Annotated in this window: 18 protein-coding genes; 11 read left to right on the forward strand and 7 right to left on the reverse strand. The window is 36.6% G+C overall.

Annotated features, from left to right (window positions below):
• Positions 1-233: 233 nt before the first annotated feature.
• The 3 genes from AC3ANV_RS08965 to AC3ANV_RS08975 are packed head-to-tail and all read right to left on the reverse strand — an operon-like array spanning position 234 to position 2,536.
• Entirely contained in the window at positions 234-1,889 is a 1,656-nt protein-coding gene (locus AC3ANV_RS08965) for a b(o/a)3-type cytochrome-c oxidase subunit 1 (protein ID WP_488313274.1), read from the reverse strand.
• Complete coding sequence (locus AC3ANV_RS08970; protein ID WP_488313275.1) at positions 1,889-2,365, reverse strand: cytochrome c oxidase subunit II; 477 nt, start codon at positions 2,363-2,365, stop codon at positions 1,889-1,891. Before AC3ANV_RS08970 ends, AC3ANV_RS08965 begins: the two co-directional genes overlap by 1 nt.
• A gap of 21 nt (positions 2,366-2,386) precedes the next feature.
• Positions 2,387-2,536: a cytochrome c oxidase subunit 2A gene (locus AC3ANV_RS08975; protein WP_488313276.1), complete on the reverse strand. Its 150-nt coding sequence runs from the start codon at positions 2,534-2,536 to the stop codon at positions 2,387-2,389.
• A 353-nt stretch (positions 2,537-2,889) separates the two neighbouring features.
• Here AC3ANV_RS08975 and AC3ANV_RS08980 point away from each other — a divergent pair, with 353 nt between their 5' ends.
• The 6 genes from AC3ANV_RS08980 (at position 2,890) to AC3ANV_RS09005 (ending at position 10,761) form a co-directional block, all read left to right on the forward strand.
• Complete coding sequence (locus AC3ANV_RS08980; protein WP_488313277.1) at positions 2,890-3,015, forward strand: hypothetical protein; 126 nt, start codon at positions 2,890-2,892, stop codon at positions 3,013-3,015.
• Between the two features lie 248 nt (positions 3,016-3,263).
• Complete coding sequence (locus tag AC3ANV_RS08985) at positions 3,264-4,352, forward strand: type III polyketide synthase (protein ID WP_488313278.1); 1,089 nt, start codon at positions 3,264-3,266, stop codon at positions 4,350-4,352.
• Positions 4,353-4,934: an isoprenylcysteine carboxyl methyltransferase family protein gene (locus AC3ANV_RS08990; RefSeq protein ID WP_488313279.1), complete on the forward strand. Its 582-nt coding sequence runs from the start codon at positions 4,353-4,355 to the stop codon at positions 4,932-4,934.
• Positions 4,935-5,296: 362 nt separating this feature from the next.
• Positions 5,297-8,956, forward strand: a complete 3,660-nt coding sequence (locus AC3ANV_RS08995; protein ID WP_488313280.1) for a dynamin family protein — start codon at positions 5,297-5,299, stop codon at positions 8,954-8,956.
• A 19-nt stretch (positions 8,957-8,975) separates the two neighbouring features.
• Positions 8,976-9,803, forward strand: a complete 828-nt coding sequence (locus AC3ANV_RS09000; protein WP_488313281.1) for a sulfurtransferase — start codon at positions 8,976-8,978, stop codon at positions 9,801-9,803.
• Positions 9,804-9,867: 64 nt separating this feature from the next.
• A complete protein-coding gene (locus AC3ANV_RS09005; protein ID WP_488313282.1) occupies positions 9,868-10,761 on the forward strand; it encodes a 5'-3' exonuclease in 894 nt (297 codons plus the stop codon).
• Positions 10,762-10,827: 66 nt separating this feature from the next.
• Here the strand turns inward: AC3ANV_RS09005 and sspL are convergent, their stop codons facing one another.
• A complete protein-coding gene (gene sspL / locus AC3ANV_RS09010; RefSeq protein ID WP_488313283.1) occupies positions 10,828-10,965 on the reverse strand; it encodes a small, acid-soluble spore protein L in 138 nt (45 codons plus the stop codon).
• Positions 10,966-11,049: 84 nt separating this feature from the next.
• Between sspL and AC3ANV_RS09015 the strand changes: the two genes are divergently transcribed.
• Entirely contained in the window at positions 11,050-11,541 is a 492-nt protein-coding gene (locus AC3ANV_RS09015; protein ID WP_488313284.1) for a divergent PAP2 family protein, read from the forward strand.
• A 28-nt stretch (positions 11,542-11,569) separates the two neighbouring features.
• Positions 11,570-11,851 carry a DUF6123 family protein gene (locus tag AC3ANV_RS09020; RefSeq protein ID WP_488313285.1) on the forward strand — a complete coding sequence of 94 codons (282 nt, stop codon included), beginning with the start codon at positions 11,570-11,572 and terminating at the stop codon, positions 11,849-11,851.
• A 95-nt stretch (positions 11,852-11,946) separates the two neighbouring features.
• Here AC3ANV_RS09020 and AC3ANV_RS09025 read toward each other — a convergent pair whose 3' ends face one another.
• Together AC3ANV_RS09025 and AC3ANV_RS09030 are read right to left on the reverse strand one after the other, a co-directional pair.
• Entirely contained in the window at positions 11,947-12,870 is a 924-nt protein-coding gene (locus tag AC3ANV_RS09025; protein ID WP_488313286.1) for a DMT family transporter, read from the reverse strand.
• Between the two features lie 5 nt (positions 12,871-12,875).
• Complete coding sequence (locus AC3ANV_RS09030; RefSeq protein WP_488313287.1) at positions 12,876-13,283, reverse strand: reverse transcriptase-like protein; 408 nt, start codon at positions 13,281-13,283, stop codon at positions 12,876-12,878.
• Positions 13,284-13,490: 207 nt separating this feature from the next.
• On the opposite strand from AC3ANV_RS09030, the gene AC3ANV_RS09035 reads away from it, so the two are divergent.
• Positions 13,491-14,147 (forward strand): reverse transcriptase-like protein, encoded by a 657-nt coding sequence (locus AC3ANV_RS09035; RefSeq protein WP_488313288.1) that lies wholly within the window; start codon positions 13,491-13,493, stop codon positions 14,145-14,147.
• Positions 14,148-14,168: 21 nt separating this feature from the next.
• Complete coding sequence (locus AC3ANV_RS09040; protein ID WP_488313289.1) at positions 14,169-14,354, forward strand: zinc-finger domain-containing protein; 186 nt, start codon at positions 14,169-14,171, stop codon at positions 14,352-14,354.
• 87 nt (positions 14,355-14,441) lie between these two features.
• Here the strand turns inward: AC3ANV_RS09040 and cspD are convergent, their stop codons facing one another.
• Positions 14,442-14,642, reverse strand: a complete 201-nt coding sequence (cspD, locus tag AC3ANV_RS09045; RefSeq protein ID WP_071459908.1) for a cold-shock protein CspD — start codon at positions 14,640-14,642, stop codon at positions 14,442-14,444.
• 288 nt (positions 14,643-14,930) lie between these two features.
• Here cspD and AC3ANV_RS09050 point away from each other — a divergent pair, with 288 nt between their 5' ends.
• Positions 14,931-15,218 (forward strand): hypothetical protein, encoded by a 288-nt coding sequence (locus tag AC3ANV_RS09050; protein WP_488313290.1) that lies wholly within the window; start codon positions 14,931-14,933, stop codon positions 15,216-15,218.
• Positions 15,219-15,337 lie beyond the last annotated feature (119 nt).

Genomic DNA, 15,337 nt, shown 5'->3' on the forward strand with positions numbered 1-15,337 from the left:
CCGTAATTAAAGGGTTTTTATAACCCGATTGGTCAGTTAACCCTCTAAAGCATTTTATTCTTCTATTCACTTTATTTTCCAGGGGACATCCTCTTTTCCCTATAATATTATTTTACAACAGAATTCATATTCTGTTGTTTTTTTTAGCTAAAAAGAAAGTATAATTAATTGCGCAGATTTAAATAAAAGAGGATGATTCTATGTGAATCATCCTCTTTGAATACTATTCTGTTCTACCAAGTTTTATACCCTTTGACACCTGGAGGAGCATTTTGAATAATATCAATAAACGGTATCGTGTAAGCAAATAAGATAAGTACAGCAGTGATGCCGAGCCATAATTTCCAGTTTTCAAATACCATTGGTGCTTTTTCTTCTATATTTTCTGCTTCACCCACAGGGAATTCTTCTTCTCCTTTAGGAGCAAAGAAAGCTAGATTAACGAAAATAATAATAACTAGGATAATGCCGATGAAAAGGATCGAACCGCCAACTGCTTGGGCGATTTGATATGGAATCCATTCAGCTGCTTGCTTTGCCCCACCGTAAGTGGAGAAAGCAGAACGCCGTGGAGCACCTAGAAGTCCTTCGGCATGCATCGCTCCTGACATGAAAACCATTCCGATAAACCAAACCCATGCTTGGACAATACCTAATTTATTCATTGCCTTGGTTAATTTACGTCCTGTTAAATGGGGAACAAGCCAATAAGAAATACCAAAGAACGTTAAGACTACGGATGTTGCCGCTGTTAAGTGAAAGTGACCTGTTACCCAAATGGTATTATGAACAACTTCATCCATTTGGTTTGAAGCATTAACAATCCCGCCTGCACCGGCAGGGATAAAGGATGCCATTCCGATAAACGGAACTGTAAAGCGGGCATCGTTCCATGGAAGGACTTTGAACCAGCCAAATAGCCCTGTAGCTCCTTTTGAACGTCCATTTCTCTCAAAGGTTGCAAATAATGAAAAAGCAGTCATTAATGATGGAATTACAACCATGAAGGTTAAGACAACTTGGATAAATTTCCAAGCGGGATCAATTCCAGGCTCTGTTAATTGATGGTGAAAACCAACTGGAATGGAGAAGAGCAGGAACAAAAGAAATGATAAACGAGCTAAAGGATCTGAGAAAATTTTGCCTCCTATTACTTTTGGGATCACTGCATACCAACACATATAGGCTGGAAGTAACCAGAAATAAACGAGCGGGTGTCCAAAATACCAGAATAATGTACGGCTAACTAAAACATCAACGGTAGGAACGATTCCAAGTGACCAAGGAAGCAACTGGAATAGAACAGTCGTTGCGACCCCAAGTGTTGCGACAATCCACATAACCGTATTAATGACTGCCATAAAGCTTAACAGCGGACTTAGTTTCCTGGGGTTATTCTTCCGCCATTTTGCATAAGTCATAATTTGTGCTGCACCGTCAATCCAGCTTCCCACTACAACAAATGTTAAGCCTAAGTAGAAAATCCAATGGGCCTGTAATGGCGCATAGAATGTATAAAGGACGGATGCTTTATTAAGCAATACCATTGTTGCCGCCATAGCAGTTCCTGCCAGCATAACCCAAAAACCAATCCAACCGGTACGGCGTGCTGCGGCTGAATGGGTGCCGGCTGTTCTGCTTACCGCTGCGTATTGGAATCCCATAATAAAGAAAGTTGTCAAAACAAGACCCATCATAACGCCGTGAACTGTTAAAATTTCGTAATAACCAATCCCAAGAGGGAGTTCAAATTTTCCTGATCTGACTAGGGCTTGTAATAAACCCATGAGGCCACCTAGGGCAAGTGCAGTAAAAGCCACATAAAAATGGGCCATTGAAAGCTTTGCATCCCTTGGGTCTACTTTTATTTTTGCAGTAGAGTTAACCATTATTTTACCACCTCAATCTTCGCACTCATTAAATGGTGACCGGCACCACAGTATTCATTACAAACAACTAAGTATTCTCCAGCTTTGTCGAAGGTAGTTGTATATTCGCTGACATAGCCGGGTTCCAGCATCATATTAATGTTGGTACCGGCGACTTCGAAGCCGTGAACAACATCCTTTGTTGTTGCAATAACTCTTACCTTTGCACCAAGAGGAACCTTAACTTGAGCAGGATTATAAGAGAAAGTTTGAGCAACAAATACTAATTCATAGTCCCAGTCTTTTCCTTCGACCTTGTGAAGTCCCGGTTCATTAAAAGGCTTTGTTTGATCCACCTTTGTCGGATTAATCGTAGTTAAACAGCTTGCCGGTTTATTTCCAAGATAGAATGCGCTTACACCAATTGTTGATAAGAAAAAGACCAGTGCCCCGATTCCAAATATAAGCCATATTTTTTCAAATTTATGCAAATGCATAATTTTTCCCCCTCTCTATCTTTAAAAACGTTTAAGGTATAAGAAGTAGACGCTTGCCCAAGTGACAACGATAAAAATTCCCAAAAAGAAAACGGATGCTAGTGTCCCTTTAAGAGAAGAACTGTCTTCAACTTCTGTTCTATGTTTTGTTTTCAGTTCAGCTTTTGCCATCCCCCTGCACTCCCTTCAGAAAATTGAAAAAGAATAAATTAGTTCTCTTTCATAATACAAAACAATCGTGAAAGAAAAATACGAAATTTGAAAGTTCACAAATTGTTCATTCCTTAGTTTATTACAATGTTAATGGTAATAACTTGCTATAACAGTGATTTATGTCACAAATGTCAAATGTGCAATGTGACGAAAATGTGAATTCTCACAAGCAACCTGTGATAAAAGTAGTTGAATAGGATTGGCGGATGGGAGATGGGAGGATCATAGTTTGTTTTTGTCACAATAAAGAATTTTAAAAATAAAATGAAAATATATACCCTACTTAGCTTCGGATGAGGGAGTGTATCCTTTTGGAAAAATATTATTGTGAACAATGCCGCCTTCTTTATAATGAGGAAGAGAACTGCAAAATCTGCGGGCTGCCGGCAAGTAAAAAAATTATTATAGAGGTACAAAAGCAATCGGAAAAACAATAGGTCGTTAAAACACCAGGTTTTTCATTTTTTGAGGAACTGGAAATGATTATGTAATGTACAGAATCAAAATCCGGGATATAATTTAAGAGCACAACAACAACCTTCAAAACGTTTGCTTCCCTGTGGTGGGGAAGCTTTTTTTTGTTTTTTAATAAGACAGAAAGCCTTTACATATTGCTGCAAGGAATCCGCATAATTTTTAAGTTTCTGGAAAAAATATCCTCATATACATTAAAGGAGAAATCAAGATGCCATCGATCATTTCAGTTGCTGAGGCAGTCCCTCCGTTTGAAATAAAACAAGAACAAGCTTCGGAATTTGCTCGAGAGCTGTTTTCTGAATCATTTAAGGATATCGAACGGCTCTTAAAAGCGTTTCAAAATGGACAGGTTGAAACGAGACATTTTGTCAAGAATATTGAATGGTTTAAACAGGAATACTCATTTGAAGAGAAGAATAATACCTATATTGAATCAGCGGTCGAACTGGGAAGGGAAGCAATCGAGAAGTGTTTAACTAATAACAGTTTCTTAGAAAAGTGCATTCCTTGTGAGGAGATTGACGCTATTTTTTATATCTCGACTACAGGAATTGCCACTCCCAGTATTGAAGCAAGAATCATGAATCAGCTGCCGTTTACCTCCCACACAAAACGGACACCGATTTGGGGGCTTGGATGTGCCGGCGGAGCTGTTGGATTATCGAGAGCTTATGAGTATTGTCTGGCATTTCCTCAAGCAAAAGTTCTTGTATTATCCGTTGAACTCTGTAGTTTAACCTTTCAAAGAAATGACCTTTCAAAAAGTAATCTAATCGGTACTTCTCTTTTTTCCGATGGAATTGCCTGTGCATTGGTTTGCGGTGATGCTGTAAATATTGCAGAGTTTAGAAAAAAGAGAGCCTCACCGTCTATTATTGGAACACAATCAACACTAATGCCGAATTCCCTGGATGTCATGGGGTGGGATATCAGAAATGAAGGCTTATTTGTAATATTTTCGCGTGATATTCCACATATTGTTGAAGAATGGTTAAAGCCGAATGTTAGCGGGTTTTTAGCTGACAATCATATGGAAATGGGGCAAATCGACTATTTTATTGCCCACCCGGGTGGAAAAAAGGTTTTAGATGCTTATGTAAAATCGCTTGGGCTCCCTGCATCAATGACGGACCTTTCCCTTAAAGTTCTAAAGCAGTTTGGTAACATGTCCTCAGCAACGATTTTATATGTGTTGAAACAGGTTATGGAGTTGGATATAAAAAAAGGAGCACATGGACTTGGTACAGCACTGGGACCGGGCTTTAGTTCAGAATTGCTTTTAATGAGGTGGATTTAAATGAAGGATTTCATCCCATTTCTTGCTTTCTTGGCCATTATCATTGTTCAGCGTATTATAGAACTATTTATAGCAAGACGAAACGAAAAATGGATGAAGCAACGAGGTGCAATCGAATTTGGTAGGAAGCATTATCGGTACATAGTGTGGATGCATATGTTATTTTTTATTTCTTTATGCCTTGAAAAAATTTTATTTAACAGAGAATTATCCTACATTTGGCCAGTTTTAGTTCTCATTTTTTCGATCGCGCAAATAATTAGGATTTGGGCCATTTTTTCTTTAGGTAAATATTGGAATACAAAAATTATTGTATTACCAAATGCCGGCGTTGTTAGGAAAGGGCCATACCGTTATATTAAGCATCCTAACTATTTTGTCGTATCTATAGAGCTGACCGTCGTGCCATTGCTGTTTGGAGCTTATATTACGGCTGTACTTTTTACATTTCTAAATTTCATCATGCTGTCAATCCGTATTCCGGAAGAAGAAGTAGCACTGAAGAAGTTGACTGAATATGAAGGGATATTCCAAAATTGTAATCGCTTTCTCCCAAAGTTGTTAAATAAATGTGACAGTTAACATAGTTATGTTGAAAATGATTATCACCTATGTTAAACTTTAATTAACGATGAAAATCATTCTCATTGAGAATACGGATAAGGAAGGTGTAATAAATGACTCTTGCTTTAGTTGGCGGCACGGTTATTATTTATGCATTTGTCATGAGACACGTCTTAAGGAACATATCACATTAATTAATTTAATTCCTAATTAACGCCAGGGAGCAATCTCTGGTTTTTTTTATTTAGTAGTGCTAGGTAAAAAATGTCAAAATGGATGAACACTATGAAAAAAATCACTAATATGGTTATCAAGATAGGAAAAGTTTGAAAAATCGTATAAAATAAAATTATAACTATCTTTTAAGGGGAATTAGATTCATGGTCCAAACAGCGAACCAGCAAGAAACCATTCAAACATTAAAAAGTAAAATTATTTCTATATATGAAAACATAATTGAAAATAAGGATTACGATCAGGCCGAAAAAATAAAGCAACTAGCAAAAAAAATGGAAAATGGTGAGTACACAATTGCATTTTGCGGGCATTTTTCTGCCGGGAAATCGACGATGATTAATCGTGTGATTGGTGAAAATTTATTGCCATCCAGCCCTATTCCGACCAGTGCAAATCTCGTAAAAGTAAAAAGCGGTGAAGAATATGCAAAGGTAATCTTCAAAAATGAAAAACCACGCATTTACCTGGAACCATATGATTATGAATTAGTAAAAAATTATTGCAAAGATGGAGACCAAATAGAGGAAATTGAGATCAGCCACGCTGATTCCGGATTACCCGCAAATGCGGTTATAATGGATACCCCCGGCATCGATTCTGCTGATGATGCTCATAGGATTGCCACGGAATCAGCGCTGCATCTGGCCGATCTTATTTTTTATGTAATGGATTATAACCATGTCCAAGCGGAATTAAACTTTTTATTTACAAAAGAATTAACAGAAGCAGGAAAAGAAGTCTATTTGGTCATTAACCAAATTGATAAACATAAAGATGAAGAACTGAGTTTCCAAGATTTTCAAAAGAGTGTGATGGATTCGTTTGCCTCATGGGGCGTAAAGCCAGCTCGAATCTTTTATACATCATTGAAAAATCCAAACCACCAGTTTAATGAATTTAACGGGCTGCAGGAATTTATTTTTAATAAATTGGCCGCTAAGGATCACTTATTAATGCCGTCTGTTTTTCATTCCTTAAAAAAAATAACCATGGATCATTTATATCTGTCTCGGAAAGTGGAAGAAGAAGAATTGCTTCCAATTTTAGAACCTTTAAATGAATTATCTGAAGAGGAACAAAAGGAAATAACTCAAGTCTACCGGGACCTCCGGTTGTCCCTAAAGACTATTACGGAGGAAATCGAAAAAACGCAGAAGGATTTTGATCAGGAAATTACAAAAATATTGAAGAACGCTTATTTAATGCCATTCCAAACAAGAGAATTGGCGGAGGCTTTCCTTGTATCATGTCAGCCGGAATTTAAGGTCGGATTTTTATTTTCAAAACAAAAAACGATCGAAGAAAAGAATTTAAGACTTGAACGTTTCTATCAAGATATGCTTGAGAAAACAAAATCACAGCTTGAGTGGCATTTACGCGAGTATTTGCTTTGTATCTTAAAGGAAAAAGGTCTTGACGATAACGAATTAACGGCAAAAGCTCAGGCCTTCTCGATCCAAATTTCCACCGATTTATTGGTTCATACAGTAAAGACCGGTGCCAGGGTTTCCGGTGAATATATCCTTCACTACACAGAAGATGTTGCTAATGTAATAAAAAAAATGGCAAGAGATGAGATATCTGAATTTAAAGTTTTATTATTGAAGTCATTAGGTGAAAAAACAACTAAACAAAGAGAACAGTATAATAAGGAATTTATAAGGATTGAGCAATATGTAAATGCATTAACTGAACTCAATAAATTTGAAGAGAGAATGACACTCAAAGAAAAAAGATTGGAAGCGTTACTAACACAGGTAAAAATCATCCCGGATGATCAGTATCATTTGTTTAATCAAGTAGAAGAGGAAGTGGAAGTGATTAAAGGTCAGGCTAAGGTAAGTGTGCCTAATATTGAAACTTCCATCCCTAAAGTTTCTCAGTCTTTTTCCGCTGCCAAAAGTCAAAATGGGACGGTCCAGTTGGAAAATCCCTATTTAAAACAAATGATCGATCAACTCCATAAATCATCCGGGCTAATCAATGACCTGCCAGGGTTTCAAAAGCTCAGTAAGGAACTGGAGGAAAAAGCGGAGAGATTGGAGAATAAGGGCTTTACTGTGGCGTTATTTGGTGCCTTCAGCGCGGGCAAATCTTCTTTTGCAAATGCCTTAATGGGAGAAAAAGTCCTGCCGGTATCACCGAACCCCACGACTGCAACAATTAATAAAATAAAACCGGTTACTGAAATGTATCATCACGGAACGGTTCTCGTTAAATTTAAAGAAGAAGCTGCAATGCTTGAGGATATAAACCGTTCTTTAAAAGTGTTTGATTTACAGGCAGGCAATTTTGAAGAAGCTTCTAAAACAATTGACCGGATCATGGTTGAACAAGGACAAGAAGGTGTCCCGGAGAAAACCCATTTTGCCTTTTTGCAGGCATTTAACAGAGGTTTCGACCTTTATGTAAAACATCTAGGGACAGTCTTGGAAACAGATTTAAATGAATTTAGCGATTTTGTCGCTAAAGAAGAGAAATCCTGCTTCATCGAATGGATTGAACTGTATTATGATTGTGAATTAACCCGAAAAGGAGTCACGCTCGTTGATACACCCGGTGCCGATTCCATCAATGCCCGTCATACAGGTGTAGCTTTTGAATACATTAAGAACTCGGATGCGATTTTGTTTGTAACCTATTACAACCACGCTTTTTCAAAGGCAGACAGGGAGTTTTTAATTCAACTTGGCAGGGTGAAGGATTCCTTTCAAATGGATAAAATGTTCTTTATTATTAATGCCATTGATCTTGCTGATAGTGAAGAAGAAAAAGAGACAGTTGCTGCTTATGTTAAAGAACAGCTTGTTAAATATGGCATTAGAAATCCACATCTATTTTCATTATCAAGTCTGCTGGCAATCAATGAAAAAATTCAGGCTGCAAACGAGTCTCACTCAGGAATGTTCCTATTTGAGCGTGCGTTTTACCAATTTATTTCAACTGATTTAACAGAAATGGCTATTAACGCTGCAGGAAATGAATTAAGACGTGTCCAAGAATTGGTTATAAAACTTATTCATAGTGCACAGGAAAACAAGACCATTAAAGAACAAAAAAGACTCGATATTGAAAAGCAAAAAACGATGATTGAAGGGTTTTTGGGAAAAAATGGAGTAGAAAGCTTGCAGAATCGTTTGTTCCATGAATCCGAAGAGCTTATTTTTTATATTAAACAAAGAGTATTTCTTCGTTTTAGTGATTTCTTTAAAGAGGCCTTTAATCCGGCAACGCTTCGAGATGATGGACGCAATTTGAAAAAGGCAGTACAAACGGCTCTTGATGAATTTCTGGAAAGTCTCGGTTTTGATTTCGCTCAGGAAATGAGAGCTACAACCGTTCGATTGGACAATTTTGCAGAAAAGTTACTGTCTGATTACCAAGCAGTGGTAATTCGAGGGTTACATGAAATCAATGAAGATCTTTCGTATTCTAAGTTTGAAATGGACCATGAAGGAATGATTGACTTCGATTCTGCCTTTAAAAATCTAAATAAGCAAATGTTTACCAAAGCTTTGTCCTATTTTAAAAATCCAAAAGCTTTTTTTGAAAAAAATGAAAAGAAACTTATGAGTGATGAGCTTTATAATACGTTATCATTAAAAGCAGACGAGTATTTAAGCAATGAAAAAAATCGTATGAAAAGCTATTATGCTGAAGTGCTGACGAACGAATTTAATCGGTTATTAAGCGAAATAACCAGGCAGACAGACGATTTTTACTTAAGTCTTCTTTCGGCATTAGATGGGGATATTTCTTTAGATCATTTGATTCAAATAAAGCAAAAATTAGAGGAATTTTAATAAATGAGGGGGAGCTAAAATGAAATTTGTTCTCGACAAAGAGTGGTTGCTGAAAAATTTAAACGAAAATAATGTAAGGATTGTTGACTGTCGCTTTTCACTTGCAGAACCGGAAAAAGGCAAAAAAGATTATGATATTAGCCATATTTCCGGTGCGGTTTTTTTTGATCTTGAAAAAGATTTATCGGGTGATGTCGGTGAGCATGGGGGAAGACACCCATTGCCAAACGTAGACGAGTTTGTGGGTAAGCTTGAGCAGGCCGGCATTGATGAGCATACGATTGTAGTTGCTTATGATAATGGTGAAGGCGCCTATGCGGCTCGTTTTTGGTGGCTTCTTCACTACCTTGGTCATGAGAAAGTGTACGTGCTTAATGGGGGATTTAAAGCCTGGAATGAAGCGAACTTTCCTGTTTCAGCAGAAATTCCTATCTTTGCAAGGGCAAATTTTCATGTTAACAACGATGCAGATTTATTAGCAGATATGGAAGAAGTAAAAGCTGCCGCATTAGGCGGGACGAATAACGTAATTTTGATTGATTCCCGAGAGGAAAAAAGATTTTTGGGAATTGAGGAACCGATTGATAAAAAAGCAGGGCATATTCCTGGAGCCATTAACAAGCCATGGTTCGAGGGACTTCGTCACGGCCAATATAAGGCGGTTGAAGAACAAAAACAAAGGTTTTCGGAGATTGATACTGAAAACCGGGTTATTGTTTACTGTGGTTCAGGTGTGACGGCCGTGCCGAATTTTTTAGCGTTAAAAGAGGCCGGTTTTGAAAAAGTTAAGCTCTACGTTGGAAGTTTTAGTGACTGGATTTCCTATGAAGAAAATGAAATTAACTAATTTTTTGGGCTGACTTATGTTATAATGAAAAACATGTTGTTTTTCATTTAAGGAGGACTAAAAATTGGAAAATCAAAAGCCTTCGCTCATGCTTGTAGATGGAATGGCTCTGTTATTTCGTGCTTTTTACGCTACTGCCGTTACAGGGCAATTTATGATAAATTCAAAAGGAATTCCAACCAATGGAATCCATGGCTTTGTTAAGCATTTATTTACCGCAGTATCTTCCTTTAAGCCAACACATCTTGCAGTTTGTTGGGATATGGGCAGTAAAACCTTTCGTACTGAAATTTTCTCGGATTATAAGGGAAATCGGGGAGAAGCACCTGTTGAACTTATACCGCAATTTGATTTAGTAAAAGAAGTAGTTTCTTCGTTCGATATACCAAATATCGGATTAGCAGGCTATGAAGCAGATGACTGTATTGGAACGATAGCTAATCAGGCCAAAAATGATGCCAATGTCTCAATTTTAACGGGTGATCAAGATATTCTTCAGTTACTGGAAGAGAATATTTCAGTTATTTTATTGAAAAAAGGATATGGCAATTACCTTGTTCATACACCTGAAACTTTTTTTGAAGAAAAAGGGATTAAACCTCGGCAAATGATTGATTTAAAAGCTTTAATGGGTGACCCAAGTGATAATTATCCGGGGGTAAAAGGGATTGGAGAAAAAACGGCCCTTAAGCTCTTACAGGAATTTGAGCATGTTGAAGGGATTATTTCCAATCTGGATAACCTTTCAAAATCAAATAAGACAAAAATTGAACAGGATCTGGAAATGCTTCATTTATCGAGAACATTGGCAGAAATTAAGTGCGATGTTCCCGTTAACTGCGACTTAGAAGAGGCCGGTCTTAGAATTGAAAAGGAAAAAGCATTGAATAAATTAATGGAATTAGAGCTTCGCGGTTTGCAACGAATATTGCCATTGGATGAAGCATATGTTTCATAAGTAAGGTTGTCTCAATCAGAGACAACCTTTTTTACTTTTCAATCAATATAAAATGGCAAATTATCGTTATTTTGTATTTTTCTTTTTGGCGGCATTTTCTAATTTACTCTTTGGTTCCTCAGCAAATTCGGCATCCTGTCCGTATCCTTGCGGGTTTACCCCGAGAGCTTTGACACCGCGATTTCTATTTTGGTTTTTACTCATCCATGATCACCTCCTGTGATGTTAGTATTTCCAGTGGGAATAATAAAACTCAGGCATTCGAACACTATTGGTAGAGGTGATCAAATGAACAAAGGTGTTTATTTAGCACTTTTTAGCATTGGACTGGCACAAGGAATGAAAATTCCAATTCATTATTATAAAAAGAAGGAATGGCGTCCTGAGCTATTTTTCGAAACAGGCGGTATGCCCAGCTCACATTCGGCAGGTGTATCTACGCTTACAACGTATATTGCACTACGGCAGGGATTGCCTACCTTTGATTTTGCTCTCTCACTTATTTACGGGTTAATTGTAATGTACGATGCACAAGGCATTCGCCGTCAAACTGGTGAACTAACCTTAAAAGTGAATTCATTGAATGATTTAATGGAGAAAATCCGAAAAGAGGAAACTGTGGAATTTAAACAAAATACTCCAAAAAGATTAAAAGAAATGTTGGGTCACCGGCCGGAAGAAGTAGTCGGGGGTGCATTATTAGGTGTATTAGTTGGAATTGCCGGCCATGCCTGGACAAAAAAGGATAGAAAATGGTCGAATTTTAAGTTAAGATTTTAAAGGGATGTTGTAGATTGTATGGAGAGGGATGTTTTGGTCTGTGCGGACAGTGGAAGAATTTTTGCACTACTTGCAAGGAAAAGGATTTCAATTTCAAGAGGATGCAATTGGTTTTATATACTTTGGAAAACACTATACCAATGCTCCTGATGAAATGATTAACACAGCCATTGAGCTGACATTAAAAGCACAAAAAAGCTTTGATTGCAGTTTTTATGTCTCATTGCTAGAAACATTAATGTTGAACAAGATAAAGTCAAGAAAAGATGCCATAAAATTTGTCAAAGAAAAAGAATTAATGGCAATATAGGCATAAGAAAAAACTCCCTTCTAATCCGAAAAAGGGAGTTTTTTTGGATAAGGAGAAGTCCTTACGCTGCTAAACGGGCGCTTCCGCTTTTCATATTAGCCTTCCAAGCTGTTTTTTTTTCTTAATAATAAGGGATTTTTGCCCGTTGGAAGCTCAGCAAAAACCATGCCGGCAAAGATGAGCAGACAGCCGAATAAAGCACTATAAGATAAGCGGTCATGTGCCCAAAAATAACCTGTAATCGCTGCAAAAACGGGTTCCATGGCAAAAATTAATGCAACCCTGGTAGCCGAGGTATATTTTTGAAAATTGGTTTGGACAAAAAAGGCAATCGCAGTTGCAAAAATGCTTGTAATGATTAAGGCAATTAATACATCATGTGAAAGCAAAATCTTCATATTAATTGACTTTTTCCAATTCTCAAAAAGAAAAGCAGAAACTATTGATAAAATGGCAACGGTGGTAATTTGAATGACAGTTAATAATAAGGTTGGATACTTACTGCTATATTTTCCTGTGAAAATAATTTGTAAAGCAAAACTGATCGCACAAATAAACACAAAACCATCGCCCATAGTTAAGCCTGTGACATCTGTCATTGTTAACAGAAAAAGACCAACTGTAGCAGTCAATACACCAAATACTGCATTTTTATTTGGATATTGTTTGAATAAAAATAATGAGAACAAGGGAACAAAAATAACATTTAAGCCTGTTATAAATCCCGCTTTTGAAGTTGTTGTATATAATAACCCATTGGTTTGGGTTGCATAACCAAGGAAAAGCCAAAATCCGATGAAAACTCCTGAAAAAACTAATTTGACATTCATAAGCTTTAGCTGTTTCCTCTCAAAAATAAAAAGACATATAATAAGTAAAATGGCAGCAGCTAAAAAACGAATTCCGTTAAATGAAAACGGTTCAAGCGAATCAATCGCATTTTGGACTAAAACAAAGGTAGTACCCCAAAATAATGTGACAAAAAGCAAGCTGATATCTGCAAAAATAGGTTTTTTCATGATGCCTACTGTTCCCCCAATGTATTTTTTCGGATGGCCGTTCTTGCAAGCTCATCAGCAACTTTATTTTCAATACTAGGAATCCATTTCATAAAAAACAAATCGAACTTTTTTGATAGGTCTAATGCCTTTTCCAATAAGGGAATATAGAGTTTGTTTTTAACAAATTCTTTTTCGATAGCCCTATTGACTAATTCTGAATCCGTTCGAAATGAGACCAGTGTACTTGAAAACCCTTTATCTAAACATATTTCTAATGCTTTGATCAGTGCATGATATTCTGCCTCATGATTAGACATGATTCCTAGAGGGATCGAATATTTTTCAACTGTTCCATTACCTTTAATAAAAATTCCGGCACCGCTTGGTCCTGGATTACCGGCGCTAGCTCCGTCTATATATACTTCAATCAAAATGGTATCCTCCATGTAAGTATTTACTGAAAAGTTTATCATATAATAACACTTTCATGCAGGAATAGATTAATTCTATTACTACATTAATAAACTGGGTATGATAAGAATAAATAACTAAACATAGTATAGTAAGAAAAGACGTTTAATAGTAGAGGATCCCATTACTATTTAATATCGAAATTATTTCAAGAGAGGCTGGCAAAAATGAAATATAGGCTTGAATGGAAACATCAATTAAAAGGAAGCGAAAAAATTCAGTTTTCTTCTGAATGGGTTTCTGGTGATATAGCTATCCTTGCTGGAGAAGAGCTTGAAAAGTCGGGTAAAGCAAGTGACCTGTATTTTTATGATGAAAAAGGGACATCTTGGATTTTGAAGGAAATGAAAAAGCTGCTAACGGAAATCGAGGAAGATCCTCATGAGATTATTGTTTATTTTGATGGCGGGTTTCAAAAGGAAACGAATCAAGCAGGCCTCGGTGCAGTTATTTTTTTCAAGCAAGGAAAAAAGAAATACCGAATCCGGGCCAATGAACGATTTGATGAAATGGAAACAAACAATGAAGCAGAATATGCTGCTTTTTACTATGCTTTAAATATTTTAGAGGATTTAGGAGTCCATCATCTTTCTTGTGAATTTAAAGGTGATTCACAAGTAGTATTAAAACAGTTAGAGGGTGAATGGCCTTGTTACGAAGAAACACTGAATCGCTGGCTTGATAGAATTGAGGAAAAGATAAAAGCACTCGGAATTGAACCGAAGTATACGGCCGTTTCAAGGAAAGATAACAAAGAAGCTGATAAATTGGCCACCCAAGCATTAGAGGGGAAAGAAATTTTTGCCAAAACATTAATTTTATAAGAAAACGGGGGTGCCAAACTTATGAAGAATTCAGAAAGAAGGGAATTATTAAGTCATGTTGAAAACTTAATGGGCGAATACTGTGAGGGCTGTTTTTTGCATCAGCATTTAAAAAAAGAGGGAGGCCGGAGATTGGCACACCGTTTTTGTATTTCACAATGTACGGTTGGAGAAAAGCTGCAGGAATATGGGAAAAAACTATCATAAAACCACAGTTCAAATTATGGAAAAATAAGCGAATAAAAAAGGCCAACGGACTTCGTTAGCCTTTTATTGGTTATTATAATTTTAGGATTAAAGTTTTACTACGTTAGCAGCTTGTGGTCCGCGGTTTCCTTCAACGATTTCGAAAGAAACTTCTTGGCCTTCTTCTAATGATTTAAAGCCATCACCTTGAATTGCACTAAAGTGTACGAATACATCGTCGCCGCCTTCAACTTCGATAAAACCGAAACCTTTTTCGTTGTTGAACCATTTTACTTTACCGTTTTGCATGTACTTCTTCCTCCTAAGCCTTTCAAGACACTTCTTTACGAGTGCCAAGTTAAATATTATCATGTTTCAAAGCTCGCATTATATATGCTTTGTTCATTGTTACATGACGATTTAAATATACATCAATGATTTTGGTCAGTCAAGGAATGTAAACGGTTTTTTACCCAAAATATGAAGGGTTTGTATAATTTTTTGTAAATTCTGAAATTTAACTTTGTTTTAACATAAAATTCTCACTTTCTCATAATGTTTAAATAAATATATTTACATGTAGAAGGTGGGGACAGCGTGTACCGTTTTTCAATTAAGGGTGAAGAATGGATTTTAAGATTCACACCGCAGCTGTTGCTTGTAAATGATGAAAAACAAGAAATATTGCTGTCATTAATCAATATTGCGAATGAATTATCAGCTTTTTCACATGGAGATGCATTACTCATGTTTACCCAAAAAGGTGAAGCCATTGTTATTGATGTTGAGAGAATACCCTCATTTATTTTAACAGTTTCAAATATTATTCCTGAAGAAAATTGGTATAATCAGAATGCAACTTTAAAACCACTTAAGAAAATATAAAGCCTTCTATCCCTTTCAGTCTAAACAATTGGCTGAAAGGGATTTGTTTTGTTGTTATCATTCCCTCTTTACGATTAATAATGAGAATGGGTAAAATGGAATCTGGGAAGCTTTAAAAA

This window comes from Neobacillus sp. DFD-2R (assembly GCF_057747865.1).

What these genes read in the sequence shown, in the direction of transcription:
- cspD (WP_071459908.1), bottom strand. Translation starts at nt 14,642, where the DNA reads ATGCAAAACGGTAAAGTAAAATGGTTCAACAACGAAAAAGGTTTCGGT.
- AC3ANV_RS08965 (WP_488313274.1), bottom strand. Translation starts at nt 1,889, where the DNA reads ATGGTTAACTCTACTGCAAAAATAAAAGTAGACCCAAGGGATGCAAAG.
- AC3ANV_RS08970 (WP_488313275.1), bottom strand. Translation starts at nt 2,365, where the DNA reads ATGCATTTGCATAAATTTGAAAAAATATGGCTTATATTTGGAATCGGG.
- AC3ANV_RS09015 (WP_488313284.1), top strand. Translation starts at nt 11,050, where the DNA reads ATGAACAAAGGTGTTTATTTAGCACTTTTTAGCATTGGACTGGCACAA.
- AC3ANV_RS08990 (WP_488313279.1), top strand. Translation starts at nt 4,353, where the DNA reads ATGAAGGATTTCATCCCATTTCTTGCTTTCTTGGCCATTATCATTGTT.
- AC3ANV_RS09025 (WP_488313286.1), bottom strand. Translation starts at nt 12,870, where the DNA reads ATGAAAAAACCTATTTTTGCAGATATCAGCTTGCTTTTTGTCACATTA.
- AC3ANV_RS08985 (WP_488313278.1), top strand. Translation starts at nt 3,264, where the DNA reads ATGCCATCGATCATTTCAGTTGCTGAGGCAGTCCCTCCGTTTGAAATA.
- AC3ANV_RS09000 (WP_488313281.1), top strand. Translation starts at nt 8,976, where the DNA reads ATGAAATTTGTTCTCGACAAAGAGTGGTTGCTGAAAAATTTAAACGAA.
- sspL (WP_488313283.1), bottom strand. Translation starts at nt 10,965, where the DNA reads ATGAGTAAAAACCAAAATAGAAATCGCGGTGTCAAAGCTCTCGGGGTA.
- AC3ANV_RS08995 (WP_488313280.1), top strand. Translation starts at nt 5,297, where the DNA reads ATGGTCCAAACAGCGAACCAGCAAGAAACCATTCAAACATTAAAAAGT.
- AC3ANV_RS09020 (WP_488313285.1), top strand. Translation starts at nt 11,570, where the DNA reads ATGTTTTGGTCTGTGCGGACAGTGGAAGAATTTTTGCACTACTTGCAA.
- AC3ANV_RS08975 (WP_488313276.1), bottom strand. Translation starts at nt 2,536, where the DNA reads ATGGCAAAAGCTGAACTGAAAACAAAACATAGAACAGAAGTTGAAGAC.
- AC3ANV_RS09035 (WP_488313288.1), top strand. Translation starts at nt 13,491, where the DNA reads ATGAAATATAGGCTTGAATGGAAACATCAATTAAAAGGAAGCGAAAAA.
- AC3ANV_RS09040 (WP_488313289.1), top strand. Translation starts at nt 14,169, where the DNA reads ATGAAGAATTCAGAAAGAAGGGAATTATTAAGTCATGTTGAAAACTTA.